Source organism: Exiguobacterium sp. SH1S1, from assembly GCF_004337245.1.
GTDB classification, from domain to species: domain Bacteria; phylum Bacillota; class Bacilli; order Exiguobacteriales; family Exiguobacteriaceae; genus Exiguobacterium; species Exiguobacterium aurantiacum_A.
This window is the reverse complement of the sequence record NZ_SJUZ01000001.1, coordinates 1,061,939-1,087,598: the sequence shown is the minus strand read 5'-3', so window position 1 is coordinate 1,087,598 and position 25,660 is coordinate 1,061,939. Positions and strand designations below refer to the sequence as shown.

At 54.4% G+C, this 25,660-nt stretch carries 28 protein-coding genes; 12 read left to right on the top strand and 16 right to left on the bottom strand.

The window, feature by feature from the left end:
- The first annotated feature begins 7 nt into the window (after positions 1-7).
- Positions 8-379 carry a YidH family protein gene (locus EVJ23_RS05470; RefSeq protein ID WP_021066029.1) on the top strand — a complete coding sequence of 124 codons (372 nt, stop codon included), beginning with the start codon at positions 8-10 and terminating at the stop codon, positions 377-379.
- A 43-nt stretch (positions 380-422) separates the two neighbouring features.
- Here the strand turns inward: EVJ23_RS05470 and EVJ23_RS05465 are convergent, their stop codons facing one another.
- The 5 genes from EVJ23_RS05465 to EVJ23_RS05445 form a co-directional block, all read right to left on the bottom strand.
- Positions 423-923: an SRPBCC family protein gene (locus EVJ23_RS05465; RefSeq protein WP_070328281.1), complete on the bottom strand. Its 501-nt coding sequence runs from the start codon at positions 921-923 to the stop codon at positions 423-425.
- Positions 924-1,011: 88 nt separating this feature from the next.
- Entirely contained in the window at positions 1,012-3,297 is a 2,286-nt protein-coding gene (gshAB, locus tag EVJ23_RS05460) for a bifunctional glutamate--cysteine ligase GshA/glutathione synthetase GshB (protein WP_131464695.1), read from the bottom strand.
- Positions 3,281-4,609 (bottom strand): MATE family efflux transporter, encoded by a 1,329-nt coding sequence (locus EVJ23_RS05455; RefSeq protein ID WP_131464693.1) that lies wholly within the window; start codon positions 4,607-4,609, stop codon positions 3,281-3,283. The genes gshAB and EVJ23_RS05455 overlap by 17 nt, the downstream gene beginning before the upstream one ends.
- Before the next feature lie 132 nt (positions 4,610-4,741).
- Complete coding sequence (locus tag EVJ23_RS05450) at positions 4,742-5,206, bottom strand: hypothetical protein (RefSeq protein ID WP_071398441.1); 465 nt, start codon at positions 5,204-5,206, stop codon at positions 4,742-4,744.
- Entirely contained in the window at positions 5,203-5,412 is a 210-nt protein-coding gene (locus tag EVJ23_RS05445) for a helix-turn-helix transcriptional regulator (protein WP_070328276.1), read from the bottom strand. The genes EVJ23_RS05450 and EVJ23_RS05445 overlap by 4 nt, the downstream gene beginning before the upstream one ends.
- Positions 5,413-5,530: 118 nt before the next feature.
- Between EVJ23_RS05445 and EVJ23_RS05440 the strand changes: the two genes are divergently transcribed.
- Entirely contained in the window at positions 5,531-6,463 is a 933-nt protein-coding gene (locus tag EVJ23_RS05440; RefSeq protein ID WP_131464691.1) for a ring-cleaving dioxygenase, read from the top strand.
- Between the two features lie 24 nt (positions 6,464-6,487).
- On the opposite strand, the gene EVJ23_RS05435 is transcribed toward EVJ23_RS05440, so the two are convergent.
- Positions 6,488-6,928: an RrF2 family transcriptional regulator gene (locus EVJ23_RS05435; RefSeq protein WP_070328272.1), complete on the bottom strand. Its 441-nt coding sequence runs from the start codon at positions 6,926-6,928 to the stop codon at positions 6,488-6,490.
- Positions 6,929-7,118: 190 nt separating this feature from the next.
- Between EVJ23_RS05435 and EVJ23_RS05430 the strand changes: the two genes are divergently transcribed.
- Positions 7,119-8,219: a globin domain-containing protein gene (locus EVJ23_RS05430; protein WP_131464689.1), complete on the top strand. Its 1,101-nt coding sequence runs from the start codon at positions 7,119-7,121 to the stop codon at positions 8,217-8,219.
- A gap of 60 nt (positions 8,220-8,279) precedes the next feature.
- Here the strand turns inward: EVJ23_RS05430 and EVJ23_RS05425 are convergent, their stop codons facing one another.
- The 6 genes from EVJ23_RS05425 to EVJ23_RS05400 form a co-directional block, all read right to left on the bottom strand.
- Positions 8,280-8,819 carry a hypothetical protein gene (locus tag EVJ23_RS05425; RefSeq protein ID WP_131464687.1) on the bottom strand — a complete coding sequence of 180 codons (540 nt, stop codon included), beginning with the start codon at positions 8,817-8,819 and terminating at the stop codon, positions 8,280-8,282.
- Between the two features lie 23 nt (positions 8,820-8,842).
- Positions 8,843-9,355, bottom strand: a complete 513-nt coding sequence (locus EVJ23_RS05420; RefSeq protein ID WP_131464685.1) for a hypothetical protein — start codon at positions 9,353-9,355, stop codon at positions 8,843-8,845.
- A 61-nt stretch (positions 9,356-9,416) separates the two neighbouring features.
- Positions 9,417-9,830, bottom strand: coding sequence for a DUF350 domain-containing protein (locus EVJ23_RS05415; RefSeq protein ID WP_016508299.1), 414 nt, complete (start codon positions 9,828-9,830; stop codon positions 9,417-9,419).
- Between the two features lie 3 nt (positions 9,831-9,833).
- Positions 9,834-11,057 carry a glutathionylspermidine synthase family protein gene (locus EVJ23_RS05410; RefSeq protein ID WP_131464683.1) on the bottom strand — a complete coding sequence of 408 codons (1,224 nt, stop codon included), beginning with the start codon at positions 11,055-11,057 and terminating at the stop codon, positions 9,834-9,836.
- A complete protein-coding gene (locus EVJ23_RS05405; RefSeq protein WP_070328267.1) occupies positions 11,054-11,419 on the bottom strand; it encodes a hypothetical protein in 366 nt (121 codons plus the stop codon). The genes EVJ23_RS05410 and EVJ23_RS05405 overlap by 4 nt, the downstream gene beginning before the upstream one ends.
- Positions 11,416-11,874, bottom strand: a complete 459-nt coding sequence (locus EVJ23_RS05400) for a hypothetical protein (RefSeq protein WP_016508356.1) — start codon at positions 11,872-11,874, stop codon at positions 11,416-11,418. The genes EVJ23_RS05405 and EVJ23_RS05400 overlap by 4 nt, the downstream gene beginning before the upstream one ends.
- A 121-nt stretch (positions 11,875-11,995) precedes the next feature.
- Between EVJ23_RS05400 and EVJ23_RS05395 the strand changes: the two genes are divergently transcribed.
- The 7 genes from EVJ23_RS05395 (at position 11,996) to desA (ending at position 18,426) form a co-directional block, all read left to right on the top strand.
- The gene (locus EVJ23_RS05395) at positions 11,996-13,009 is read left to right on the top strand and encodes an ion channel (RefSeq protein WP_083274072.1); all 1,014 of its coding nucleotides are present in this window, start codon (positions 11,996-11,998) and stop codon (positions 13,007-13,009) included.
- On the top strand, positions 13,009-14,136 hold the full coding sequence (locus EVJ23_RS05390) for a YfbR-like 5'-deoxynucleotidase (RefSeq protein WP_131464681.1): 1,128 nt from the start codon (positions 13,009-13,011) through the stop codon (positions 14,134-14,136). Before EVJ23_RS05395 ends, EVJ23_RS05390 begins: the two co-directional genes overlap by 1 nt.
- Positions 14,137-14,252: 116 nt before the next feature.
- On the top strand, positions 14,253-14,585 hold the full coding sequence (locus tag EVJ23_RS05385; protein WP_070328265.1) for a PadR family transcriptional regulator: 333 nt from the start codon (positions 14,253-14,255) through the stop codon (positions 14,583-14,585).
- On the top strand, positions 14,582-15,109 hold the full coding sequence (locus tag EVJ23_RS05380; RefSeq protein ID WP_131464679.1) for a DUF2812 domain-containing protein: 528 nt from the start codon (positions 14,582-14,584) through the stop codon (positions 15,107-15,109). The genes EVJ23_RS05385 and EVJ23_RS05380 overlap by 4 nt, the downstream gene beginning before the upstream one ends.
- A 171-nt stretch (positions 15,110-15,280) precedes the next feature.
- A complete protein-coding gene (gene amyS / locus EVJ23_RS05375; protein ID WP_131464677.1) occupies positions 15,281-16,825 on the top strand; it encodes an alpha-amylase in 1,545 nt (514 codons plus the stop codon).
- Between the two features lie 163 nt (positions 16,826-16,988).
- Positions 16,989-17,156, top strand: a complete 168-nt coding sequence (locus tag EVJ23_RS15215; RefSeq protein WP_161567015.1) for a hypothetical protein — start codon at positions 16,989-16,991, stop codon at positions 17,154-17,156.
- Positions 17,157-17,409: 253 nt separating this feature from the next.
- Positions 17,410-18,426 (top strand): Delta(5) desaturase DesA, encoded by a 1,017-nt coding sequence (desA, locus tag EVJ23_RS05370; RefSeq protein ID WP_070328262.1) that lies wholly within the window; start codon positions 17,410-17,412, stop codon positions 18,424-18,426.
- A 49-nt stretch (positions 18,427-18,475) separates the two neighbouring features.
- Here the strand turns inward: desA and EVJ23_RS05365 are convergent, their stop codons facing one another.
- Both EVJ23_RS05365 and lipA read right to left on the bottom strand, forming a co-directional pair.
- A complete protein-coding gene (locus EVJ23_RS05365) occupies positions 18,476-19,306 on the bottom strand; it encodes a lipoate--protein ligase family protein (protein ID WP_131464675.1) in 831 nt (276 codons plus the stop codon).
- 17 nt (positions 19,307-19,323) lie between these two features.
- Positions 19,324-20,241, bottom strand: a complete 918-nt coding sequence (lipA, locus tag EVJ23_RS05360; RefSeq protein WP_131464673.1) for a lipoyl synthase — start codon at positions 20,239-20,241, stop codon at positions 19,324-19,326.
- A gap of 304 nt (positions 20,242-20,545) precedes the next feature.
- On the opposite strand from lipA, the gene EVJ23_RS05355 reads away from it, so the two are divergent.
- The gene (locus EVJ23_RS05355) at positions 20,546-22,495 is read left to right on the top strand and encodes a glycoside hydrolase family 3 protein (RefSeq protein WP_131464671.1); all 1,950 of its coding nucleotides are present in this window, start codon (positions 20,546-20,548) and stop codon (positions 22,493-22,495) included.
- Positions 22,496-22,540: 45 nt separating this feature from the next.
- On the opposite strand, the gene EVJ23_RS05350 is transcribed toward EVJ23_RS05355, so the two are convergent.
- Both EVJ23_RS05350 and EVJ23_RS05345 read right to left on the bottom strand, forming a co-directional pair.
- On the bottom strand, positions 22,541-23,386 hold the full coding sequence (locus tag EVJ23_RS05350) for a DegV family protein (protein WP_070328258.1): 846 nt from the start codon (positions 23,384-23,386) through the stop codon (positions 22,541-22,543).
- Between the two features lie 7 nt (positions 23,387-23,393).
- Complete coding sequence (locus tag EVJ23_RS05345) at positions 23,394-24,236, bottom strand: lipoate--protein ligase family protein (protein ID WP_131464669.1); 843 nt, start codon at positions 24,234-24,236, stop codon at positions 23,394-23,396.
- 107 nt (positions 24,237-24,343) lie between these two features.
- On the opposite strand from EVJ23_RS05345, the gene EVJ23_RS05340 reads away from it, so the two are divergent.
- On the top strand, positions 24,344-25,639 hold the full coding sequence (locus tag EVJ23_RS05340; RefSeq protein ID WP_131464667.1) for an HD domain-containing protein: 1,296 nt from the start codon (positions 24,344-24,346) through the stop codon (positions 25,637-25,639).
- The last annotated feature ends 21 nt before the right edge of the window (positions 25,640-25,660 follow it).

Here is a 25,660-nt window from a genome sequence, read left to right as displayed (position 1 = left end):
GGAAGTTATGAAACTAGATTTAGAGAAGACGGTCGATTCACAGTACATTCAACAGCACCTCGCCAACGAGCGGACGTTCCTCGCCTGGATCCGGACGGCCATCACCGTCATCGGGATCGGCTTCCTCGTGACGAACTTTCATTACTATCGAAGTGAGAACTTGAGCGGGGCCGAGCATCAACTGATCACGGCGATCGGCATTTTGTCGATCATCTTCGGTATCGCGACGATCCTCGTCGGGACACGGTCGTACTTGAAGAAAGTGCACACGATCAACTCGCAGCAGTTCAAGTCGGCGAAGATGAGCCTCGTCGCGCTCGCCATCGGAATGGTGTTCATCTTCACGCTCATCTTGATTGTCAGTTATTTTCTGTTTTAACAAAAAACCGCCCGCATCTCAACCGAGGTGCGGGCGGTTTTGGTTATCTCGAGACGATGGCGTTGAGACGATCGAGTTGTGACGAGAAGCCTTCGACGGCGCCCATTTCGACGACCTGTTTGAGAGCAGCATCGTCTGTGAACTCGGAGCGGCTGACGAGCAACGTCCCGTCCGGAATGTCGATAAATTCGTTCGTGATCGTCATGACCGGGAAGTCGGGATTGACGTTCCCCGCCTCGTCTGCAAAAGCATCAAGGTAGACAATCCGGGAATGGGGATCGATTTCAAGGAACGTCGCCTTGCCCCATGACTCCATCCCGACATAATCGACTTGGTCCTCATCGACACAGGTCATGCAATAATGCCATGTCCCACCCGGTTCAAACTCAAACGTGCGGATGTCTGTTTTCCATCCCGCAGGTCCCCACCACGCCTCTAAGTGAGCCGGGCTTGAGAATGCCTCGAACACGAGCTCACGTGGCGCTTTGAAACTCCGCTCAACAACCAACGTCTTACCTTCGACGTGCGATTTGACCGTTCCCATTTGAAAGACTCCTCTCTAGAGAAAGTACGGTACACCGACTTGAAACGATGTAGTCCTTATTCCCGAATTGAGCGTCCTTCCAACCTGATCAGTCAAACAACAAATCGAGCACCGTCTCGCCGATGGGACGTTCTTTCCCTTCGTACGGGAAGGAATGGATATGGATGGCCGGGTTGAAGTTCAATTCGATGATGCCGTAGTCATTTTCTGCGTCAAGCGACGGGATCATCATATCGACGCCGCAAATCGTGGCACCGATTGCTTTCGCCGAATCGACCGCGACCTGTTTATAAAAGTCAGAGATTTGGTCCGTATAGTCGATGCTGTCGCCACCTGTGCTAATGTTCGAGTTCTCGCGCAAGAAGACGCGTTCGCCGTCAGCGAGGACGCTGTCAGGAGTTTTGCCTTGCGGACGCAGGAACGATACGACGATGTCGTCGATCTCGATCTTCTCGAGCGGTGTCTTATAGCCTTTGCCGCGGAGCGGATCCTCATTTTTCTTCGCAACGAGCTCGCGGATCGTCGAGACACCGTCCCCGGTCACATTCGCCGGGACGCGGTGCAAGATGCCGGCGACCTTATCACCGATGACGAGGAAACGATATTCTTTCCCCGGTAAAAACGTCTCGAGCAAGACGACGTCGTCGAACGTGTTGGCATGGCGGAACGCCTCGAGCGCCTCGTCGAGCGTCGTCCCGTCTTTGAAGATGTGGATGCCGATCCCGAAGTTCGTCGATTTCGGCTTCAGGACGATCGGCTGAGCGGAAAACTCGGACCAGACGTTACGCAAGTCGTCTTCACTGCGCAACTCGACACCCCCAGGGACGTGGATGCCGTGTTCGGCGAGCACATGTTTTGTCACCGTCTTGTTTTCCATCATCAGCACCGACACGTAGTTATCTTTCGACGTTTTCGTCGCTTGTCTGACGTACTCGACCCGATTGCCGTGACGAAGACGGATGAATTGGTCGTCCCGGTCGACGACATCGACCGCGTAACCTCGTTTTAAGGCCGACTTCATCAAAATTTGCGTCGACAGTTCCATGTCCGTATAGCCGTGCATCCGGAACCGGTTGGCGAACGCATCTTCATAATACGTCTCGGCTTGGCGGAGTGACCAGGTCGTATAGCCTTCGTCGGTCATGACTTTTGTCAGCCGGGCCGAGTAGGTCGCTTCGACGTTGTTAATCCGTTCCCGGACGGACGCGAAGACGTCAGCAAAACCGAGGTCGTGTTGCGCGTTGAACGACTCGATGTCAGCGACGAGATCACGAGCGAACGTTTGCAGCGCGACCGGCTCGCCATCACGTTCGAGGACGAGTGACGGCGATAGTCCCTCTTTGGCGACGAGCTGTTGGTTACGGAACGCCTCGGCTTGCCAGTCCGCAAAGTCAGTCTCGTCTTTCAACGCTAAATAGAGCAAGAAGACGTGCAGGAATCGCAAATCATCGAGTGCGATACCGGTCTTCTCGAACGGATTGAGGTCGATGTTGCGAATCTCGATATAATCGATGCCGTTCTTCTCGAGCCGGTCGAGGTCATTTCCGCCGCGTGACGTCTTCAGTCGAATCGGCGAGTACAGCTCGTTCGGGTTGGCGATGTCGCCTTTGGCGATCAACCGGCGGACGCTACTCGCATAGTCTGGGAGCGTCGCATAGTTCGGATAGAGCGGTTCGACGTTCGTATAACCGCAGTCACTATTTCGGTACGACAGCGCCGTCGTATTCGAGTAGACGTCCTCGTTCAACGCCTGCATTTGGCTGACGCAGCGTTCCTCGTAGCTCGTATGGACGGCAGGCGTTCCGCCGAGCAAGTAGACAGCGAGCCAGCGCAGGCGCAAATAGTTGCGGACGAGCTTCAAATAGAGCTCGTTTTTGAAGCGGTCATATTGCTCGGGAGACCCTTCATATAACGCGGCGATCAACTCGTCCGAGAACGAGAAGTTGAAATGGATCCCGGAGATGAGCTGTTTTTTCGCCCCGTACTTTTGAAGCAGATGTTCACGGTAACGGCCGGCCTCAATACCGGAACTGCCGAAGTCGGCGAGCGGGATGACGCCGCCGTCCGGCAACGGGCACGGCATCGACTGTGGCCAAAGCCGCTCGTCGCCGATATTTAGCGCCGTGATGTCATAAAGCGTCTCTAAAAAGTTATGTGCCGCTTCGACGGTCGGGAACGTCGGCGTGATCAGTTCGATCTGGCTCTCAGAAAAATCGGTCGTAATATACGGGTGCGTCGCTTTGTCACCGAGACTTGACGGATGTTTCGTCACGGCGAGCGTCCCGTCTGTTGTCACACGTAGCATTTCGCGTTCGATCGCGAACCGTCCGCTCGTGAGAAGTTGCTTGGATAATTGCTTAAATCGCTTCTGCAAGTGAAGTCACTTCCTTTTTCTTTAGTCGAACAAACAGTGCCGAGACGAGCCCTTTGACGATGCTCGAGATGGCGATGCTCCACCAGATGGCGTCGATGCCGAGATACGGCTCGAGGAGGATGGCAAGCGGGATCCTCGCGACGGTGAAGACGATAGAGATCATCGCCGGGATCTTCGGCAGCCCGAGTCCTGAGAAATAACCGTTCCCGATCATCTCGAGCGAGGCGAAGATGAGGGAGACGCTGATGATACGTAAATAGCTGGCCCCGATCTCGATCGTAGTCGGATCATCGACGAAGGCGCGGATGAGCACGTCCGGGAAGAAGAGGAATACGAGCGTGATTAGCCCGGTATAGAGCATACCGAGGTGCGTCGTCACGCGATACCCTTCGTGCACGCGTTCAATCTGTCGGGCGCCGATATTTTGGCCGGTATAGCTCGCAATCGCCCCGTTCAGTCCGCCGATCATCATGTAGGCAATCGACTCGATCTGTAGGCCGATGCGCTGGGCGGCGATCGCTTCCGTCCCGTACGATCCGATCATGCGGGCGAGAAGAATGCTGATGACGGTAAAGAGGACGCGTTGGGTCGCCATCGGGAAGCCGAGGCGAACGATCTCTGTATAGTCGGCGCGAACGGGTTCGACCGTCTCGTCCCAGTCAAAGAGCGCGCGAGCCCGATGCCAGAAGAAGCCGAACATGACGGCGTTGGCGACGAGTGTCGCCAGACCGGCCCCGAGCACGCCGAGACCGAGCGGATAGATGAAGAGCGGCGACAAGATCATGTTGAGCGTGACCCCGGTCGCATTGATCCGCATCGCCGCCGTCGTATTGCCGAAAGCGCTGAATATGCGGGCGTACAGCAAGTTGAAGAACGAGAACAACAGCATCGGTGCGCTTACGAGCAAGTAGCTGTAAGCGAGCCGCTCGACGGTTGGTGCGTTCATATTCAAAAAGCCAATCAGCGTCTGACCAAAGGCGACGAGGAGCGTCAAGAAGAACAGGCCGAGGACGAGGTTACCTCGTTTTCCGGCCTTGACGTAACGTTGAATCAACTGTTGGTCCCGCCTGCCAACGGCTTGCGACACTTTGATGCCGGCGCCGACGACAAGTAACGATTGAATCGCCTGGCCGAGCATAATATAAAAACTGGCCGCACCGATACTGGCGACGGCGTCGCTACCGAGCGCACCGACCCAAAACATATCGACGAGACTATACGTGAACTGTAAGAGCGAGCTGCCGACGAGCGGAAGGGCGAGCGCCAAGATGACGCTCTGCACACGTCCGGTCGTCAAATCGACGGTTTTCACAAGACAAGACTCCTTCAACGAATTAGTATATAACCATTTAGTTATATATAAGCACGACGAGACAAAATTGGCAATCACGACGCCCGACTCGACGAAAAATCGACACAAAAAAAGGAATTCGAGGTGAATTCCTTAATGAGTGTAGGCCCGAATCCAAGTCGTCATGTAAACGAGCGTCGAGATGATGAGTGTCGAGGCGAGTGCGTAGATCGGGTAGGTCGGGAACGCGTCTTCGAACAGCGGGTAAAACATGAACGACGACATGAGCAGCGGCACCGATATCCCGAACGAGACGTAGGCCGCTTTCGTCGCTTTCGCCGTGATCACTTGTTCGCGTTCATCGACGTCACTGAACTCGGTCATCCGGACCGACCATTTCCAAAAACTCATGTCGCGATTCGGTCGGGTGTTGAACGAATAGACGCTCCAGACAATGAAGAAGCCGACGAGCAACAACAGCGGCACCATGTTAAATTCGATTTCGAATCGCTCGGTTTCAATCACCGTGGTCACATCGGACACGAACGAGCTGAATAGAAATGCCATCAAGATGTACAGGATGATGCTGGAGATGGACTGAATGACGACATGTTTCAAATTGTTTCCTCCTCAATCGTAAAAATCGATTCGACCGGTTCCTCGAATACGCGGGCGATTTGCATCGCCAGCAGGAGCGACGGGGTGTAGCTCCCTTTCTCGAGCGAGATGATCGTCTGTCTCGTCACGCCGACCTTGGCCGCAAGGTCGCCTTGAGTCAATTGATGCCGGGCCCGCAACTCTTTGACGCGATTGACTAATGGCATATCGCCACCCCATTTCTTATTTCTACTCATAGTGTAAAGCAAACTTTACTTAATGTAAATCTGACTTTACTTATTTATGGGTGGTACAATAGAATCAAATGTGGAAGGGGAGAGGTCGATGAAGGCGATTTTAGGACAGCATCACGTCTCGGCGATGACAGGGGACGCAAAGAAGAACTTGCGATTCTATACGGAGGTCCTCGGGATGCGGCTCGTCAAAAAGACGGTCAATCAGGACGATCCGTCGATGTACCACTTGTTTTATGCGGACGAGACGGGCGCACCGGGGACGGATTTGACGTTTTTTGAGCTACCGTTTCTCGGACAGACGTATCGAGGAAGCAGCAGTCTCTCACGGACGGCGCTTCGGGTGCCGGCAGGGGCGTTGCCGTACTGGCTTGAGCGGTTTGCTGCGTTCGGTGTGCTGCATGACGAAGTGACGGCCGTGCTCGGACGGCCGACGCTCTACTTCGAGGATGAAGAGGGGCAACGGCTCTGTCTCGTGGAAGGCGGGACGGGTACGCCGTGGAGACAGGGGCCGGTCTCTGCTGACGCTGCCGTCTTCGGTCTCGGATTTAGCGAATGGACGGTTCGGCGACCGGAGAAGACGGAGCGGGTGTTGACGGACCTGCTCGGCTATCGCTTTTCGACCGAAATCGAACGGGACGGTCAAGTGGTGCGTGTCTTCGAGACGGGTGACGGAGGTGTGGGGACGGAGATTCATCTCGTCGGGCGTCCCGACCTACCGTCGGAACGGCCGGGACGGGGCAGCGTCCATCACGTCGCGATTCGCGTCGAGGACGATGCCGAGATGGGGCGTTGGGTCGAGCGACTCGATGCGTTCGGCATCAGTCATTCCGGACTGGTTGACCGCTACTATTTCAAATCGATTTACTTCCGCGAGCCGAGCGGAATCTTGGTCGAGCTCGCGACCGATGGACCGGGGTTTGCGACCGATGAGCCCGTCGAAACGCTCGGGGAACGGCTGGCGTTGCCGCCTTTCTTAGAGCCACGCCGAGCAGAGATTGAGAGAAAACTGAAGCCGATTTAACAACGAAACCCGACAGACTAGTTTTTAGTCCGTCGGGTTTTTTATGCCTAAAAGCATGGCCAGTTCATTCGTTCGGTTCGCCATCAGGTCGGCGATCGTGTAACGGTCGAGCACGTGCAGGAAAGCGAGCATCGCCTCGTTCAAGACGCTCCGCAGGTCACAAGCCGGTGCGATGACACAGCGGCCTTCGCCGAAGCATTCGACGAGCTCGAGCGGCTCCATCGTCCGGACGACGTCACCGACGTTGATGTCTTCCATTGGGCGGGCGAGCCGGAAACCGCCGCCGCGGCCGCGGACCGATTCAAGATAGCCGTGTTTGCCGAGCTCATAGACGACTTTCATGACGTGGTTCTTTGAGATCTGGTATTGGTCAGCCACTTCTTGGATCGTCACGAGACGATGGGAGAAGGTGGCGCTGTACATTAATGTTCGGAGTGCATAGTCGCACGTTTGCGTGAGCCGCATGATCGTTCACCTCTTATCCGTCCATTGTACAGGACATTCCTCGAAAGCGCGATGTCCGGAGATGTGAAAAAAGCGTGGCGGAATCGAGGCGGAAAGTTGAACTTACGTTTAAACAAGTATTTTATATATTGCTTTTACCGTGACGAAACTCACATAATGTATGTGTACTTTCAAAAAGGGGGAAATATTTATGTTAGATCAACAAACGATTGAAATTGTCAAAGCGACGGCACCGGTCTTGAAAGACCACGGTGTCGCCATCACGAGTCATTTCTATAAGCGCATGTTCGCAAACAATCCAGAAGTTCGTCAGTTCTTCAACCATACGAACCAACAACGCGGCCGCCAGCCAGAAGCGCTCGCCAACGCCGTCTACGCGGCCGCCGTCCATATCGACCGTCTCGAAGCGATCCAACCGGCGATCCAACCGGCGCTTCATAAACATCAAAGCTTGAACATCCGCCCGGAACATTATCCGATCGTCGGCGCTAACTTGCTCGGCGCAATTCAAGACGTTCTCGGTGAAGCGGCGACGCCTGAAATCATCGAAGCTTGGGCAAAAGCGTACGGTGTCATCGCCGACGTCTTTATCTCGCTCGAGAAACAAATGTACGCCGATGCACCATGGATCGGCTTCAAGCCGTTCACGGTCGCTGAAGTCATCGAAGACACGCCGGAAGTGAAACGGTTCCGTCTTGTCGCGAACGACGGTGTCGTCGGTGTGGCTATTCCGGGCCAGTACATCTCAGTCCAAGCCCGCATCGAGGGTGAAGAAATTTTACATCACCGTCAATACAGCGTCGTCGAGACGACAGAAGACGGCTACTGGATTGCGCCGAAAGCGGAAGGGCTCGTCTCGAACTGGCTTCACGAGCAAACAGTCGGCACAGAGATTCCGATGAGCGCGCCAGCAGGCGAGTTCACGATGGAAGACACGGACCGTCCGCTCACGCTCGTCGCTGGCGGGATCGGTATCACACCGCTGTTCAATATGGCGAAGACAGCGCTCCGTCAAGGTCGCTCGGTCACACTATTACACGCCGTCCGCAGCACGAACCTCCGTCCGCTCGGTGAAGAGCTCGACGAACTCGTGAACGAGGGACTTCAGCTCATCACACACATCGACGAGGTGTCTGGCTGCATGAGCGCGACGCAGCTTACAGCACTCGATGTCGACGGTCATGACGTCTATACGTGTGGCCCGACCGCGATGATGGAGACGGTCGTCCAAACGATTCCACAAGCACGTTACGAGTTCTTCGGTCCATCGGCCGTGCTCGCCAAAGCATAAGAAAAGACGATTGCGAAAACAGTCGTCACATCACCGCGAACCGGTCATCGGTTTGCGGTTTTATAATTCTTCCGCGTGCATCACATTTCTGTCGCCGTCAAGCGTCTCAAGTGTCTCGAATCTACCCCGTTGTGATTCATCGAGCGTGATCAAGTAAGACATGACGTATCCTTCGTCTCGAGGGTCGTTCACGGTGTATGTCTCGCTCCAATCCGAACCGCTTAGTCGCACGTAAGCCACATCTTCCGGTTTTTCGTTGAAGCGAATACCGATGTATTCATCAGTCGTATTGCCAAAGTGAATCGAATCGAACGGTTTTTCTTCAATCGTGTCCCATGTCGACGCGCTGAAGCCTCCATCTGAATTCATGATACCGAGACCGAGAATCGTCTCGTCTTCATTCGTAAATAAGACGACGGTGCTGCCTTCTACGTATGTGTACCAGCCTTGGGCGGTCATGTGCTCATGCAGTTTTTGTTGCGCCTGTTCAGAGGCTTGCTTTCGTTGTTCCCCGTTATAATATTGGACACCGGCCGCAACTGAAATGGCGATGATGATGATCATACCTGTAAGGAATAACGCGAATCCACGTTTTGACATCTTGCCCCTCCTAGTTCAGTTTTTCATAAGTCGATGGAGTCAAGTACTTGCTCATTTTGATCTAACGTTTGAAGGATCCAGTCGGATGTTGGACGGTTTCGCAACTCGATGATGTGTGTGTCAGCATAGTCACTATCTTCGGTACGATTGAGGATGTGTTGTTCTTGTATACGATCTCCGATGATACGGAGATAGGCAACGTTCTGAGGTTGTTTGTTAAGGCGGATGCCTAAATAGTGATTGGACTCGTCACTCGAATAGATATAGTCAAACGGATCCACGTCGAGGGTCTCTATAGTTCCGTAACCGTAGCCGTCCACACTCATTTCAGCGAGGCCGAGCATGGTCCCATCTTTATTTGTGAAGAGGGCAAGTGTCGCGTCATCTGTTTTGTGATATTCGTATGCGTGAAAATCATTGTCTGCCAGGTAACGTTTCAATTGGTGTCTCTCATAAAAATAACTATCGATTCCTGAAAAAATGACGACAATCGCGATGCAAATCACTAAAGACCAAATTAGTTTTCGTTTGAACATCCAATTCTTCCTTTCTATATGAAACAGCCCATGTCGCTACCTGAGCGCATGGGCTGTTTGTTTAGTACGTCAAACTCGCGGCGACGATGATGCCGACGACGAGCGAGGCCGAGAACAGGCTGACACCGACGGCGAGGTTGCCGTTTTCGACTTCTTTCTCCAAGTTTACGCCAGGCGTGAGCACGTACTCAAACGTCCAAAAAGCGAGCACTTGGGCGAGGATCCCGACGAGTCCCCAGATGAAGGCGTCGAGTAGGTTGACGCTGTTCGCCCAAACTGTGTAGATGACGATGGCGAGGCCGAGCGCTTTGCCCCAAAGTTTGAGAGCGACGGCGACGTTGCCAGCTTTAATGAGTTTGCGTTCCGAATATTTTGTCGTCAGGGCGAACACGACGAGTCCTGCTAAAATAAGTCCGAACCCGGTACCGAGGTGAGCCAGGAAGCTCAAGATTGAATCGAGCGTGATAAATGTCATGTGTTAATCTCCTTCGTGAGTTGGTGTGCCGATGGCTAGGTAGTAGGACTGGTTGTTCGTGATCATGCTTCCGGCCCGGGCGCCGAGCGCCGACGGGTGGCCGTTCAGACAAAAGCAGCCAATCATGTAGTGCGTCGCAAGCGGACCGTTGACCGTGTTCGTCGTTCGTGTCGGTAGCTCGATGAATTGTTGATACACCGCGGTTTCTGCGGCATATGTCTGCAGCACTTCTTTATGGAACGGGACGCCGTCTTCGGCATACAAAATGACCGAGTCGCCTTCACGTCCGAAGGCCGGTTTTTGCACGTAAGCGCTCTGGCCTAAAAATGGGTCCGCCTCGAGATAAGTCGGTAACAAGTGAGTCCGGATGACCTGGCGCTCCTCTGTGTCAAAATATGTATCCGTCTCATACAGTTCCCAAATGAGCGCTTGGACGCCTTTGGACTGCATGAGAAACGCGGACAACGGGTTGAGGAGCGACACGTGCTTCGCTTGATTCAACTCGAGCAGCCGGATGCCGATCAAGTCGCCGTTCGGCGCCCGGTCGTCGACCAAGTGCTCGATTGGATACGTCTGGCGGTACAAGACGTCGACCCGTTCGCCCGACGGGGTATAGACGCCGTCCACGTCGACGAGCAACCGGTCGAGCGAGACGAATTCTGACGGCAAGTCGAGCGTCTCTTGGAGGAAGCGGGTCGTCCATTTGTCCTCGATGTTGTCGTCGTGTGACGTGAAGACGATTTTTGGTGTCCCGTCGCGATTTAATCGTTGCCACGCCGCGATGACGGCTTTACGGAGTTCGGTCTTCAGCTCGGCTGTCGCGTTCGCGTTCGGGTCGTTGAGTCCGAACGCGGTCGTCACATACCGGTTCACATCGAACAGTTCTTTGATGAACGTCGGCGTGTCGGCGTTGAACTCCATCAGTTTGATCACACCGTCTTTGACGATCCAGTCATAACGGCCGATGATCGTCTCTTGCGGGAGCGCTTTGTCACGCAAGAACGGCAAGCTCGCCTCCGGATAACCGAGCAGACGGAGCGTCTCGTCTGGGAGCGTCCGCAACAATCGATTGGCTTTCCGGAAGATGGCATCGACGGCGCGCGTCGCTTCCCGAATGCGGTCGACCTCGTCTTGCGTGTAGACGAGGCAATCGTAGAGTGCATATTCTTCGTCGTTCAAGTCGGGCCAAAAGTAAGGGATTTGGCCGAACAAGTCGTGCCGATTCATCCCCCGAAGCCGCCTTTTGAGCCGCTGCCGAGTCCTGAGTTTGACCCTGAATTCGATCGGTTCGGCGTGATGCTGCTCGCGCCACCGTTCGAGCGGTAGTTTTTATAAGCGGACGAGTTTTTTAGCGAACTCTTTGAATTGAACAGACTGCCGAGTAAGAAGAAGCTCCCGAAGTGCGGGGACCGTCTGTCGTCGCAGTAATATGATTCCGTTTCATCGTCCCATTCCCAGTCGTCACACTCATAGCCGGTTGGCTCTTCCGGTAACGTCGCTTGTTGCGTTTCGTCCGTACCGCACGCCGCGAGTGACGCTGTCAAGACGGCGGCCGAGAGACCGCTTAAAATCTTCTTGCTTGTTTTCATGTTGTTTCCTCCAGTGTATAGCCAGTCGGGGTGACATAGATGACGTAGACGCCACGGTCCTCGTCCGTCTCGGCCGAGTCGCGCGCATATTCGTTTCCGGCGACGTATAAATACTCGCTGCCGAGCATGGCGAGCGCGTCAAGGTGGCGGTCGACGAAGTACGCTTCGAGCAGCGGGTTGTCGAACCGGTCGTCGAGCGTACGAATCTCGACTTTGATGTCGTCAGTTGCTTTCTTATCCACAGGTCCTTCCGTGTATCGGTCGACGTAAATCAAGAAATATTGATCGCCTTCGAGCGCGGACGAGCGTTGTTTGTACGTCATGCCGTCTTTGACGAAAAATTCGCATTCGCGTCTAGCAAGTACTTCATCAAGCCCGAGCGATGTATAATGGTAGAGTGGCTCGAACGAGATCTCATTTTTATAAAGTCGGTATTCTAAAACGATGGAGTCCATAAGTCAGTCCTTTCTTTTTTCTTTCTATACGGAACCGAACGCAAACGGGTTCCGTAAATCAATTGAGTTGTCTCTAGTATATAGGAGAAAGGGAGTGATTTCAGTGCATATCTTTTTTCGAGTGTGGCGCGGGTTATCGAAATTATCGTTTCTGAACGTCGTGTTGGCATCACTCGTCATTATTTTGACCGGTACCGTCCTCGGTTACTGGCTCGAGCCGGAGACGTTCCCGTCGATGTTCGATTCGTTCTGGTGGACGATGACGACGCTGACGACGGTCGGTTACGGTGATTTCTTCCCGTCAACGGTTGCCGGGCGCTGGCTCGGCATTTTCCTGTTCTTGTTCGGGATCGGGATTATCGGGGCTTTGATCGGAAAACTCGTTGAGGTCGGTGCGACGTTTCAACGTTTAAAACGGGAGGGAAAGCTAGTGTATCGAGGAGAAGGGCATTACGTCTATATCGGTTGGTCGCCGAAGACGAAGAAAGCGATCGACGAGGTGCTCAGCTATGAGCCGAAGGCAGAGATCGTCTTGATCGACCAACTGAAAGAAGAACCGTACGATCATGACAACGTCCATTTTGTCCACGGTGACCCGTCCGATGAGGCGGTGCTCCTGCAGGCGAACATTTTGAAAGCACGCCGGGTCGCCATCTTCGCGGATGCGCAGATCAGCGAGACGTTGCTCGCCGACGGGAAGTCGCTATTGATCGCGTCAGCCGTCGAGGCGCTGTCGTCGGAACGGGGGGTTGACCTACATACGGTCGTCGAAGTATGCGAAGAGCGGAACATCTCGAAGTTCAAACACGTGCGCATCGACGACTTTATATTGGCGAACGATTCGGTGTCGCTCCTCATGGCGAAAGCGACGTTACAGCCGGGCACGACATCGATTTTCCGGCAACTGCTCAGCAAGCAGTCCGGTGGTAACATTCAAGCGCTCGCGCCGAGACCCGAGTGGGCGACGGTCCGGGACGCTGTCGAAAACTTGTTGCGCCAGGGCGTCACCTTGATTGCCGTCAACGACCGTCTCGATTTCGCGACGGCGCTCGACACAACGCTTGAGCCGAGTGACACGCTCTACATCGTCTGTCATGACGATGCGTGGGAACGTCTAAAGCAAGGAGGAATTTGATGCATAACGGAACGTTTATCCGCAAGATGACACGTATGCAAAACGTGCAACGGTGGGACGAATACGCGCCGCACTATCACGATAACGCGGCGAGCCATAGTTTCCGTGTCGCCGTGTTCAGCTTGATTGCGGCTTATTACGAAGAGAACAACGGACGGGACGTCAACTTGCTCGATGTGCTCGGCAAGGCGTTGTTCCACGATATGAACGAGGTGCAGACCGGCCCGATCATGCACCGGACGAAAAAAGAACCGACTTTAAAAGAACATATCGAACGGATGGAGCGGACGGCGAGCCTCGGGTTGGTCGATTTGTTGTCACAGTCGCTCCGGCCGCACTTTTATCGTTTTCTCGTCGAGGCAGAAGACGACTCGTTCGAAGGCCGGATTGTCGACGGCATCGACTCGTTCGATGCGATGCTGTTCGTGCGGCGTGAAGTCGCACACGGGTCGCCGCACTTCGTCGAGAAGCTCAAAGAGATGAAGGCAGTGCTCCGCGACCATCCGCTCGAGTCAGTCCGCTGGCTCTATGAACAAGTCGAAGCGGAGACGGACGTCGCGACGTTCATCGAGAACGTCATGCGGATGGATAGCGTCCGGCGCTGGAAAGGCCGCTTCAACACGATTGACGACAACGACGCCATCCACGGTTTCCGGGCGGCGGCGCTCGGTCTGTTCAGCGGCTTGCTCGAGCGTGAGAAGTACGGGGTCGAGGTCGACGTCGCCGAACTGACGGCGCGCTTGCTCTGTCACGACCTCGTCGAAGGCGTGACCGGGGACGTGCTCGGTCCGGTGAAGCACTCGACGGCCGAGACCGGTGCTGCGTTCGAGGCGTATGAACGGGCCGAGAGCGAGGCGTTATTGTCACTCCTCCCGGAATACATGCAACCGGCGTTCCGGCGCTATATGGCCGATTCGAAAGATGCGACGTACGAAGGGCTGCTCGTCGATATGATGGACAAGCTCGACGCGTTGATCAAGATGAACATGGAGCGGAAGATGAACGGGGCCGAGTACGAAGTCACGTACCGGGAACAACTCCGGAAAGTCCAGTCGCGCTATGAGAATCCGAGTATGATTTTCTTCCTTGCCTACATTTTGCACGATCTCGATTATGTCACGAGCTAAACGAGTCGCAGACGACCTGTCTGCGGCTTTTTTTATATCATTCATTGACATATATCATTCAACGATATATATTAGGAGTAAGAAGTATATCGATGAATGATATAGGAGGCGAGACGATGCCACGGAACGATACGATCGGGCTCGGGGAGTTGACCGACAGCACATTTTACATCTTGCTCGCGCTGACCGAGCCAAGACACGGGTATTTGATCATGCAGTTCGTCGAAGAGTTGACGAACGGGCGGATGCAGATAGGTCCGGCGTCGATGTACACGATCATCAAAAAACTCGTGAACGCGTCGCTGATCGAGCCGCTCGACGGGGACGGCAAGAAGAAGAGTTATATCATCACGGACATCGGGCGCGCATTGTTACACGAAGACGTGAAACGGCGCCAAGCGATGGTCGACGACGCACGTTTTATTTTGGAAGGGGAGGGCCACAGATGAACCGAAAATATATGGCGAGTTGGGGCCTCGCGTTCGCTGAAGAGCGTGAGATGGAGAAGTTGGGACGAATGGCCGCGCAGGGCTGGCATTTAGAGAAGTTCGCACCGCTTGGCTATACGCTCGTCGAAGGAGAACCGGCGGACGTCCAGTATAGTCTCGATTATCGTAAACGACCGGACGAGGATTATTTCGAGCTGTTCCGCGCGAGCGGCTGGGAACACGTCACGTCGAGCGGGGACGAGATTCACGTGTTCAAAGGTAGTCCGGACGCGCGACCGATCTACTCGGATCGTGAGACGACACACGAGAAATACGCTCAAGTCGAAGGACAGATGGGAAAAGTAGCGTTGGTACTGCTCATCTTATGGATCGGCCTGTTTATGTTGCTTGAACTGGATTGGTCGGGACTCGTTGAGACGGGACTGATCATGGTCCAGTTGCTCGTCACGATCGGACTCGTCTTCACAGGTCTCCCGTATTTAGGCTATCTCGTGAAGCGAAAACGGCTCGATCGCAAAGGATGACTAGGCGGATGGCACAAGCCATCCGTTTTTGTTTTGGTCGACTGAACTATTCAAGGAAAAAATAGTTAGGTGCAGAGAACTGTTTTTCGGAAATCCTCTGTTCAACTAAAGCGAAATCGTTCATGATAATTAATGAAAGCGCTTGCATATAATTTGACAGGAGGAAAACGCATGATGAAGAGACGACAAGGGTTTGCGGTCATCGCTGGCGTCACGGCGGTTGCGCTACTTGCCGGGCAACCGGTCGCGCAAGCGGCGACGCCGCAAAACGGAACGATGATGCAGTATTTTGAATGGTATGTCCCGAACGACGGCTTGCATTGGAATCGGTTATCGAACGACTCGCAGAACCTGAAAGATATCGGTGTGACGACGGTGTGGATCCCGCCGGCGTATAAAGGGACGTCGCAAAACGATGTCGGTTACGGGGCGTACGACTTGTATGACCTCGGTGAGTTCAACCAGAAAGGGACCGTCCGGACGAAGTACGGTACGAAAGCGCAGCTCCAATCGGCGATCTCGAACTTGCGTGGTAAAGGTATCGGTGTCTACGGCGATGTCGTCATGAACCATAAGGGCGGCGCCGACTACACCGAGTCCGTCCAAGCGATCGAGGTCAACCCGTCGAACCGGAACCAAGAGACGTCAGGGGAATACGGCATCTCGGCCTGGACCGGCTTCAACTTCGCGGGCCGCAACAATACATACTCGCCGTTCAAGTGGCGCTGGTATCACTTTGACGGGACCGACTGGGATCAGTCACGCAGCTTGAGCCGGATCTACAAGTTCAAGAGTACGGGCAAGGCGTGGGACACGGACGTCTCGAATGAGAATGGCAACTACGACTATCTCATGTATGCCGACGTCGACTTCGAGCATCCGGAAGTCCGTCAAGAGATGAAGAACTGGGGCAAATGGTACGCCGACTCGCTCGGGCTCGACGGGTTCCGCTTGGACGCGGTCAAACATATTAGTCACGCGTACTTGCGTGAGTGGGTGACGAGCGTCCGGCAGACGACCGGCAAACAGATGTTCACCGTCGCCGAGTATTGGAAGAACGACCTCGGCGCCATCAACGACTACCTCGCGAAGACCGGTTACACGCATTCGGTGTTCGATGTGCCGCTGCACTATAACTTCCAGGCGGCCGGCAACGGCGGTGGCTTCTATGACATGCGCAACATCTTGAAAGGCACCGTCACCGAGCAGCATCCGACGCTCGCCGTGACGATCGTTGACAACCATGACTCACAACCTGGGCAGTCGCTCGAGTCGACGGTCGCCAACTGGTTCAAACCGCTCGCCTACGCGACGATCATGACGCGCAGCCAAGGTTACCCGACGCTCTTCTACGGAGACTACTACGGCACGCAAGGGACGACGAACCGGGAGATCCCGAACATGTCGGCCTCGCTCCGACCGATCATGAAAGCACGTAAAGACTTCGCCTACGGGACACAGCACGACTATCTCGATCATCAAGACGTCGTCGGTTGGACACGCGAAGGCGTGAGTGACCGGGCCAAGTCGGGTCTCGCGACGATTCTGTCTGACGGACCGGGCGGCTCGAAATGGATGTACGTCGGCAAGCAGAACGCCGGTGAAGTGTGGAAAGATATGACGAACAACAACAATCGTCTCGTCACGATCAATAGCGACGGCTGGGGCCAGTTCTTCGTCAACGGGGGCTCGGTGTCGATTTACACTCAACAATAACGAATTCGAACAGAGGGACACCATCCATATCGGATGATGTCCCTCTATTTCACGTTTGTAGCAGACGTTGCACGAGCTTCGTATTCCACATCCCGCGGGGCAAGGGTAACAAACGAAAGTTCGCCATTTCTTCAGGTTCGTCGGCCCCTTGTGCGGGTATCGGATGATAAAGGATGATGATCACGACACCGACCGCCATGGAGGGGAACAACGAACACCACGACGTCTTCCACAAGCTGACGAGACGCATCTCGTTGACGAGAACCAAGTCATTATCGTGGAGACGCTGAAGTTGATTCAGGACGCCGGATGGGGCGAGCTTGGTCCATAACCGTTGCTAACAAGAGCGCGGTCTTCCCAAGCAGCGCCGACTTCAGGTTGCGCTTCAAATAAGTGGTGAGTAGTTCACAAGCGTATACTTTTCTGGTGTAATACATGGTATAATTACCTGGTATTAGTTTAGGTGGGGAAAATAATCATATGGATACTATGAATTCACCTTCACGCACGTCGGTTGTCGGTTTCATTTCATATCATCAATTTAGAAGCGTCGTGAACGCTGTCGAATTCAAGGAGGCTCACATATGAGTAAAGAAAAGATTGCCCAGCTACGTAAACACGTCTCGCCCTTTGAAAAGGCAGATGTCAAAGTCAGTGTCCGGCAGATGATCAACACGATCCTGCCGTTCCTCGTCGCCTGGTTCCTTGCGTACCAAGCGCTCGAAGTGTCGGTGTGGCTCACGATCCCGCTCGCGATCATCGCAGCCGGGTTCGTCGTCCGCATGTTTATCATCTTCCATGATTGTACGCACGGTTCGTTCTTCAAAAACAAGAAAGCGAACGCCGTCGTCGGAACGATCATGGGTGTGTTGACGCTGTTCCCGTACGAGAAGTGGAAGCGGGAGCATTCGATCCACCACGCGTCGAGCGGTAACCTCGATAAGCGCGGTGTCGGTGACATTTGGGTCATGACGATCGAGGAATATGTCGAGGCCTCGAAATGGACGCGTCTTCAGTACCGCCTCTATCGCAACCCGCTCGTCATGTTCGGTATCGGACCGTTGTTCTTGATTCTCGTCACGAGCCGGTTTAACCGCAAGGACGCTCGGAAAAAAGAGCGGATGAACACGCATGTCATCAACCTCTCGCTCGTCGTGCTGTACAGTCTGATGATTTATTTGGTCGGCTGGCAGGCGTTCTTGATCATTCAAGGGACGACGATGTTCACGGCCGGTGTCCTCGGGATTTGGCTGTTTTATGTCCAACATACGTTCGAAGACTCGTATTTTGAAGATGAGAGCGAATGGGATTACGTCAAAGCGGCGATCGAAGGCAGTTCGTATTACGAGTTGCCGAAAGTGTTGCAGTGGGTGACAGGCAACATCGGCTTCCACCACGTCCACCACTTGAGCCCGCGCGTGCCGAACTATAACCTCGAAAAAGCGCATACGGCGACGCCGCCGCTACAAAAAGCGACGACGATCGGATTGTTCTCTAGTTTAAAATCGCTTCGTTACAAATTGTACGATGCGAACAATATGACGTTCGTCACGTTCCGCGACATTAAGCATCTGTTGCGCGACCCGAAGACGACTTTATAAAAAATGTCCCGCTGAAGCGTTTCAGCGGGACATTTTTAGTTCACATATTTTAGCGTTTCCAGACCCAGTCGTCACTCTCATACTTTTCAACTAAGCGAGCGATCTCATCTTGCTGTTCTGACGTGAACACGAGCGGCTCGAACGTCAGTTGAAACGCGTCGCGGAACCCTTCCTCGAACGCCGCAGCGACTTCGTCGAACGTCACGAAGCGGCCGAGCGTCTCGTTCAAAGCGACCGCTTTGCTGCTGAACCGTGCTTTCGCTTGTGCTTTCTCGTCTGCTTCCATATTGAAGCAATCGAACAGGACATCATCGTCGATCGATAGTGGGATCGACCCGTGCTGTAAGACCGCCCCTTGGTGCCGGACTTGAGCACTACCCGCCACTTTACGGCCGTCGACGGCAAGTTCGTAGTAAGAAGCGGCGTCGAAACAGACGGCCGACTTCGGTTTCCGCAATACTTCACGGTCGTCTTCGGTCAACGGTACCGAGAATTCGGCCGGGACACCGAGCGCTCGGTAGCCGCGCCGGACGCCTTCGGTCAACAGGCGATAGCTCTCGATGACGTTCGTCGGGAGTGTCGGCGTCGTTTCGGGCAAGATGACGCTGTACGTCAATTCGTCGGCGTGTAAGACGGCCCGGCCCCCGGTCAAGCGGCGGACGACGGGGATGCCGTTCGCTGCGAGTGCCTCACGGTCAAGGTCACGCGTCGCCCGTTGGAAACGCCCGACGCTAATTGCGTGCGGGGCCCATGAATAGAAGCGGAGCGTCGGCTTCAGCTCGCCGCGGGCGACCCAGCCTGAGACCGCTTCATCGATCGCCATGTTTTCAGCCGGGGCGAGTGATTGTGTCGTTAAAATGTGCCATGTTGTATCAGTCATCGTGTCTCTTCTTTCTCTCAATCGATTGGCAACATCGTATGGCGACGTGCCTTATGGACTTGTTCGTCGGCGTGATATGACGAGCGGACGAGCGGACCGGCCTCGCAATGTGAGAAGCCTTTTGACAAGGCGATTTCTTTCAACTCGGCAAACTCGTCCGGGTGGTAGTAGCGCTCGACGTCGAGGTGTTTCTTTGTCGGCTGTAAATATTGACCGAGCGTCAAAATATCGACGTCATGGGCCCGGAGGTCGTCCATCGCTTGAATCAATTCTTCTCTTGTCTCGCCAAGACCGAGCATGATCGACGACTTCGTCGGGATGTCCGGATTCAATTCTTTGGAACGTTTTAGGAATTCAAGGGTGCGGTCGTACGTCGCTTTGGCCCGGACTCGCGGCGTCAAGCGGCGCACCGTCTCCAAGTTATGGTTCATGATGTCCGGCCCCGCGTCAATCAACGTCTGGAGTGCCGAGAAGTTGCCCATCATGTCGGACGGCAATACTTCGATCGACGTTTCCGGGTTCATCGCGCGTATGGCGCGGACCGTCTCGGCGAACACGGTCGCCCCGTAATCGTTCAAGTCGTCGCGGGCGACGGCGGTGATGACGACGTGTTTCAAGTTCATGAGCCGAACCGACTCGGCGACGCGTTTCGGCTCTTCCCAGTCGAGTTCGTTCGGTTTCCCGGTCGTGACCGCGCAGAAGCGGCACGCCCGTGTACAGATACTTCCGAGAATCATGAACGTCGCCGTGCGGCGGACGGCCCAACACTCATGGATGTTCGGGCATTTCGCCTCCTCGCACACTGTGTTCAAATTCTTCTCCCGCATCATCTTTTTAAGGCCGGTATACGTCTCGTTCGTATTCAATTTGATTTTCAGCCACTCTGGTTTTCGTTTCAGTTCCCCTCTTGCCACTTCGGATTCCCCCTTTATCATGTCAACCCCTAACGAAATGAGTTTACCAAAAAACAAATGAAAATCGAACCACTCAAATTATTGGCTTTGCCAATACAGGTGGAACGTGTTCCAAGACAGGTCAAATGTTTCAAAATGGTTACGCTTTCATCAAAGTCATTGTTTCCCATTTTTTGAATTGCTATACTGACGTTGACCACCTGAATAATGACCATATGTAACTGATTCGATCAGGCATGGGGTGAACGAGCGTTGGTGAGGCAACGCTTATTCCTCCATGCCTTTTCGTTTGTGGTCGGGGGAACTTTCAAAAAGGAGTGAAAACATGAACAAAGTACTGAACTGGACAGCAACACTCGGATTGACGACAGCGTTACTCGTCTCGTCCGTCCCGATGGCAAACGCGGTCGTGGCAGAGGAGACGCCGGCACAATCGATTGAAGCACGGGTGAACGCGCAACTCGAGGCGATGACGCTTGAACAGAAACTCGGACAGATGATCATGCCAGACTTCCGACTTTGGAACGGGGCGAACCATACGGCACTCGCGCCAGATGTGGCACGGGTCATCGACCGGTTCGACCTTGGAGGCGTCATCTTGTTCGCGGAAAACGTGACCGAGACCGAACAGACGACGAAACTCGTCCACGACCTGCAAGAAGTCGTCAAGCAAGACGACAGCAACGACATTCCGCTCTTCATCACGATCGACCAAGAAGGCGGGATCGTGACTCGGCTCGGAACCGGCACGAACTTGCCGGGGAACATGGCGCTTGGGGCGACGCGGAGCAGCCAATACGCGTATGATGCGGGGAACATCATCGGGTCAGAGTTGAATGCGCTCGGGGTGAACGTCAACTTCGGTCCGGTCTTAGACGTCAACAACAACCCGGCCAACCCGGTCATCGGGGTCCGCTCGTTCTCGAGTGATCCGGAACTCGTCGGTGAACTCGGCTCGGCGATGACGCAAGGGATTCAAGACCAAGGCGTTGCCGCGACGGCGAAACATTTCCCGGGACACGGCGACACGGCCGTCGACTCGCACTACGGCTTGCCGATCGTCGATAAGTCACTCGAAGACTTGCGCGGGCTCGAGCTGTTGCCGTTCAAGCGGGCTATCACGGAAGGTATCGATATGATCATGACGGCCCATATCGGGATGCCACAAATCGAGGACGAGGTCGTCAACTCGCCGCGCGGCGCGTTCCCGCTCCCGGCGACGCTCTCTGACGACGTCATCACCGGCGTCTTGCGTGACGAGATGGGCTATGACGGCATCGTCATCACGGACGCCCTCAACATGAAGGCGATCACGGACAACTTCACAGAAGCCGAGGCGGTCATCAAGACGTTTGAGGCGGGTGTCGATATCGCCCTCATGCCGACGATTTTACGGTCGAACGCGGACGTCGTGAAACTTGAGACGATCTTTGAAGACGTCATGGCGGCTGTCGAGAGCGGCCGTTTGCCAGAAGCGAAGATCGATGAAGCGGTCGAGCGGATCTTGAAGTTGAAAGCGGAACGCGGCATCTGGAGCGAGTCAATGGATACGACGACGCTCGAGGCGAAACTCGCGGAAGCAAATGCGGTCGTCGGTAGTGCCGAGCATAAAGCGACAGAACGTGAGATTGCCGAAGCGGCCGTCACACTCGTGAAGAACGACGACAAGACACTTCCGTTCAAACCGAAAAAAGGGGAGACGGTGCTCGTCATCTCGCCAGCAAAAGATCAGACCGACAGCATGGTCAAGACGATCAAATCGCTTAAAAAGAACGCGGGCAACATGAAGCAAGTGAACGTCATCACGGCGAACTATACGGCGTCGACACCGCACCTTGACCAAAACCCAGATTTAAAACAAAAAGTCGAGGCGGCCGACTACATCATCGTCGGCTCGAACGTCAACAACAGCGCCAAGCTGAAATCGATCTCGGCCGATAACTACGTACCGGCAGAAGTGTTCCGCTATGCCAACGAGACGGGCAAGAAATCGGTGTTGCTCAGCCTTCGTAACCCGTACGATGTGGCCGTCCAACCGGATGCGCCGGCCCAGCTGCTCATCTATGGCTTCAAAGGTGACCCGAACGGACCGGACTCTGAAGCAGGTAACGCCAAGTCGGCTGGACCAAACCTTCCGGCTGGCATCCGCGCCATCTTCGGTGAAGTCAAACCAGGAGGCAAGCTCCCGGTCGACGTCCCGACGTTTGAGAACGGTATGTTCGGTGACGAACTCCACTTCGAATTCGGTGACGGCTTCAAAAACTGGAATAAATGAAAACAGCGAGCGCCCTTGAGGGTGCTCGCTGTTTTTAGTTTTAGTTTACGCCTCGAAGTAACTGACGACAAGGAGTCCAGGACCTGTGTGCGCGCCAATTGCCGAACCGACGATCGTCTTCGTCACGCTGGCCGGATTCATCTGTTCAAGTAGCAATGCTTCCAACTGATCAGCTTTGGCCGGGTCATCCCCGTGGCCGATAAAGATATGATGTCCTTCGATGAGCGGTTTTGACTCGGTCATCCACTCGACGATGCGCCGCATCATTTTTTTATGACCGCGAATCTTTTCGATCGGGACGAGCTTACCATCTCGGACAGTGAGCAGCGGTAAAATCGTCAACAAGTCCCCGATGAACGCGCTCGCTCTCGAAACGCGGCCACCGCGCATCAAGTACTCGAGCGATTCGACGGTGAACAAGTGGCGGATCTTCCCGACGAGCGACTCGGCGTAGGCGATCGTCTCCTCGTACGAGTGGTCTTGGCCGTATTCGGCGACCGTTCGGACGAACAATCCTTGTCCGACCGACGCGGTCCGCGTGTCGAGAATATGGAACGTGCTGTTCGGGTATTCTTCTTTAAGCAAGTTCCCGACCATGACGGCCGTCTGATATGTACCGGACAGTTCGCCCGAGAAGGCGAGGTAAAGGAACGGGATCTCAGACTCGAGATGTTGACGGAAACAGCGCTCAATCCGGGCCGCCTCGATTTGGAACGTCTTCGGCGTCTTGCCGACACGCATCGCGTCATATACTTCTTTCGGCTGAATCGTCTCTCCGTCTAAAAACTCTTCGTTGTCGATGATGACCCCGAGCGGTAACATCTCGAGGCCGTATTCGACGATCTGGTCTTGCGTCAAATCAGCACCGGTATCGGTTATGATTTTGAACATGGTTGGATCACTCCTCTAGTAGTTGGTGTTCGATGTCGCGGATCGGTTCGTTTCGTTGCCACATGCGGTCGAGCTGAACGACGAGCGTCGCTTGTTCGTCCGCGTCGAGCGTTGCCGGGACGAGTCGGCTCGTCTCCCCGAGCACGTCATAGGCGCGGCGGAGCACATCCTCGACGGTGAGCGGGATGTGAAGCAAGTCTTCGAGCGACGCCATCGTCTCCGGGACGATGGCCGGGTACGTGAATCTTGTCGCTTCGCCTTGGATGGCACGGTCGTAAAAGTCACGGATGAGTTCAGCACGAGCGCTTCCGCTCTTGCGGACGCTCAAATAAATTTGGACGGCGACACCGCCACGGACGCGTCGCTGCGAGATGCCGGCGAACTTTTTACCGTCAATCGATAGATCGAAGCTACCCGGGCAGTACGAACCGACGATTTCTCCAGGCACGATTTTGTCCGTCACGTCTTTGAACATATGTTGAATGAGCGACGTCATCGCCTCATAGCCGCTATCGATTTGAATGCCGTCATTCTCGGGTAGAATAAGAGATAGGTTCAATACATCTTCGTCGAGGACGACCGCAAGTCCTCCCGAGTTACGGATGACGGGACGATAGCCATGTTCGTGCAACAGTCGAATCCCGTCGCGCAGATGAGGCAGCCGCGCGTCTTGAATCCCGAGCACGACTGTGTTCAGATGGACCCAGGCCCGAAAGACGGCGCCTTGGTGTTTCGTCGACGCGCACAGCGTATCGTCCGTCGCGAATGATTGCTCGGCTTGAAACGCCGCACCGAGCGATGATTGGTCGATCAGGCGGTAGGTCGGTTGCCGTAAAAGTGGATGGATCATATGCATAATTCCTTTTCAAAAAATAATGTCTTCCTCATTATAGCATGGAGGGAACGACTCGGAAGAAGTCGAATCAGTACAATACATAAAACGCAGGGGGCACCAACATGTACACATCACGAGGTCAGCTATCTGGGTCAAAAGTGTTTAAAGACCCGGTCCATCGCTATATATACGTCTACGATCATCTTATTTGGGAGTTGATCAACACGAAGGAGTTTCAACGGTTACGTCGGATCAAGCAGCTCGGGACGTCGTTTTTGACGTTCCACGGGGCTGAACACACCCGATTCCACCATTCGCTCGGCGTCTATGAGATTGCCCGGCAGTTGATCGACCAGTTCCGCGACTATCCGGAATGGGACGATCGCGACCGGGAGCTGTTGCTCGCGGCGGCACTGTTGCACGACGTCGGGCACGGCCCGTTCTCGCACGCGTTCGAGCACGTCTTCTCGGTCCGCCATGAAATCTGGACGGAACGGATCATCTTAGGGGACACGGAAGTGAATAAAGTCCTCTCCGAGATGGGCGTCGGGTTCCCGGAAGAAGTCGCGGCCATCATCAACAAGACGCACCCGAACCGGCTGATTGTCAACATGCTCAGCTCACAGCTCGACGTCGACCGGATGGACTATTTACTTCGCGACGCCCATTTCGCCGGCGTCAGTTACGGGAAGTTCGACCTCGAGCGGATGCTGCGCGTGTTGCGGCCGGACGAAGATCAAATCGTCGTCAAACAGTCGGGGATGCATACGATCGAAGACTATATCATGCGGCGCTATCAAATGTATTGGCAAGTCTATCTGCATCCGGCGACGCGTTCGAGTGACTTGCTATTAAAAGCCGTGCTCGAGCGGGCCCAAGAACTGCATGAATCGGGTTATGTGTTTGAGATGACACCGAAGCATTTCTTGCCAATCTTCAACCATGACGAGATGACGCTCGAACACTATTTGAAGCTTGACGAGACGATCGTCTACTTCTATTTCCAAGAATGGATGGACGAGGCAGACCCGATTTTGGCTGATCTGGCGAGCCGTTTCGTCAATCGTCGCCTGTTAAAGTATAAAAACTTCCCAGAAGCGAACCGTGTCCGCTATATGGACCGGTTACGGTCGACGATGGAAGCGATCGGGTTGCCGACGCGCTATTATTTGCTCGAGGACCAGCTCAGCCAGCTGCCATATGATCTATATAAAGGGCACGGCACGTACGAAGGGATTTACCTGCAGATGAACGACGGCGACCGTCGCGAGATTTCAGAGGTGTCGATGCTCGTCCAATCGATTTTGAATTCGCGACAGTCGGACGAGAAAATTTATTACCCTGAGGACGTGCTGTTGAACTTGAAAGACCACGCTTCAGAAAAATCATGGATGTTGTCAACGTTACGCGGCGATTGAATCGCTTGAAAAGGATGTGAC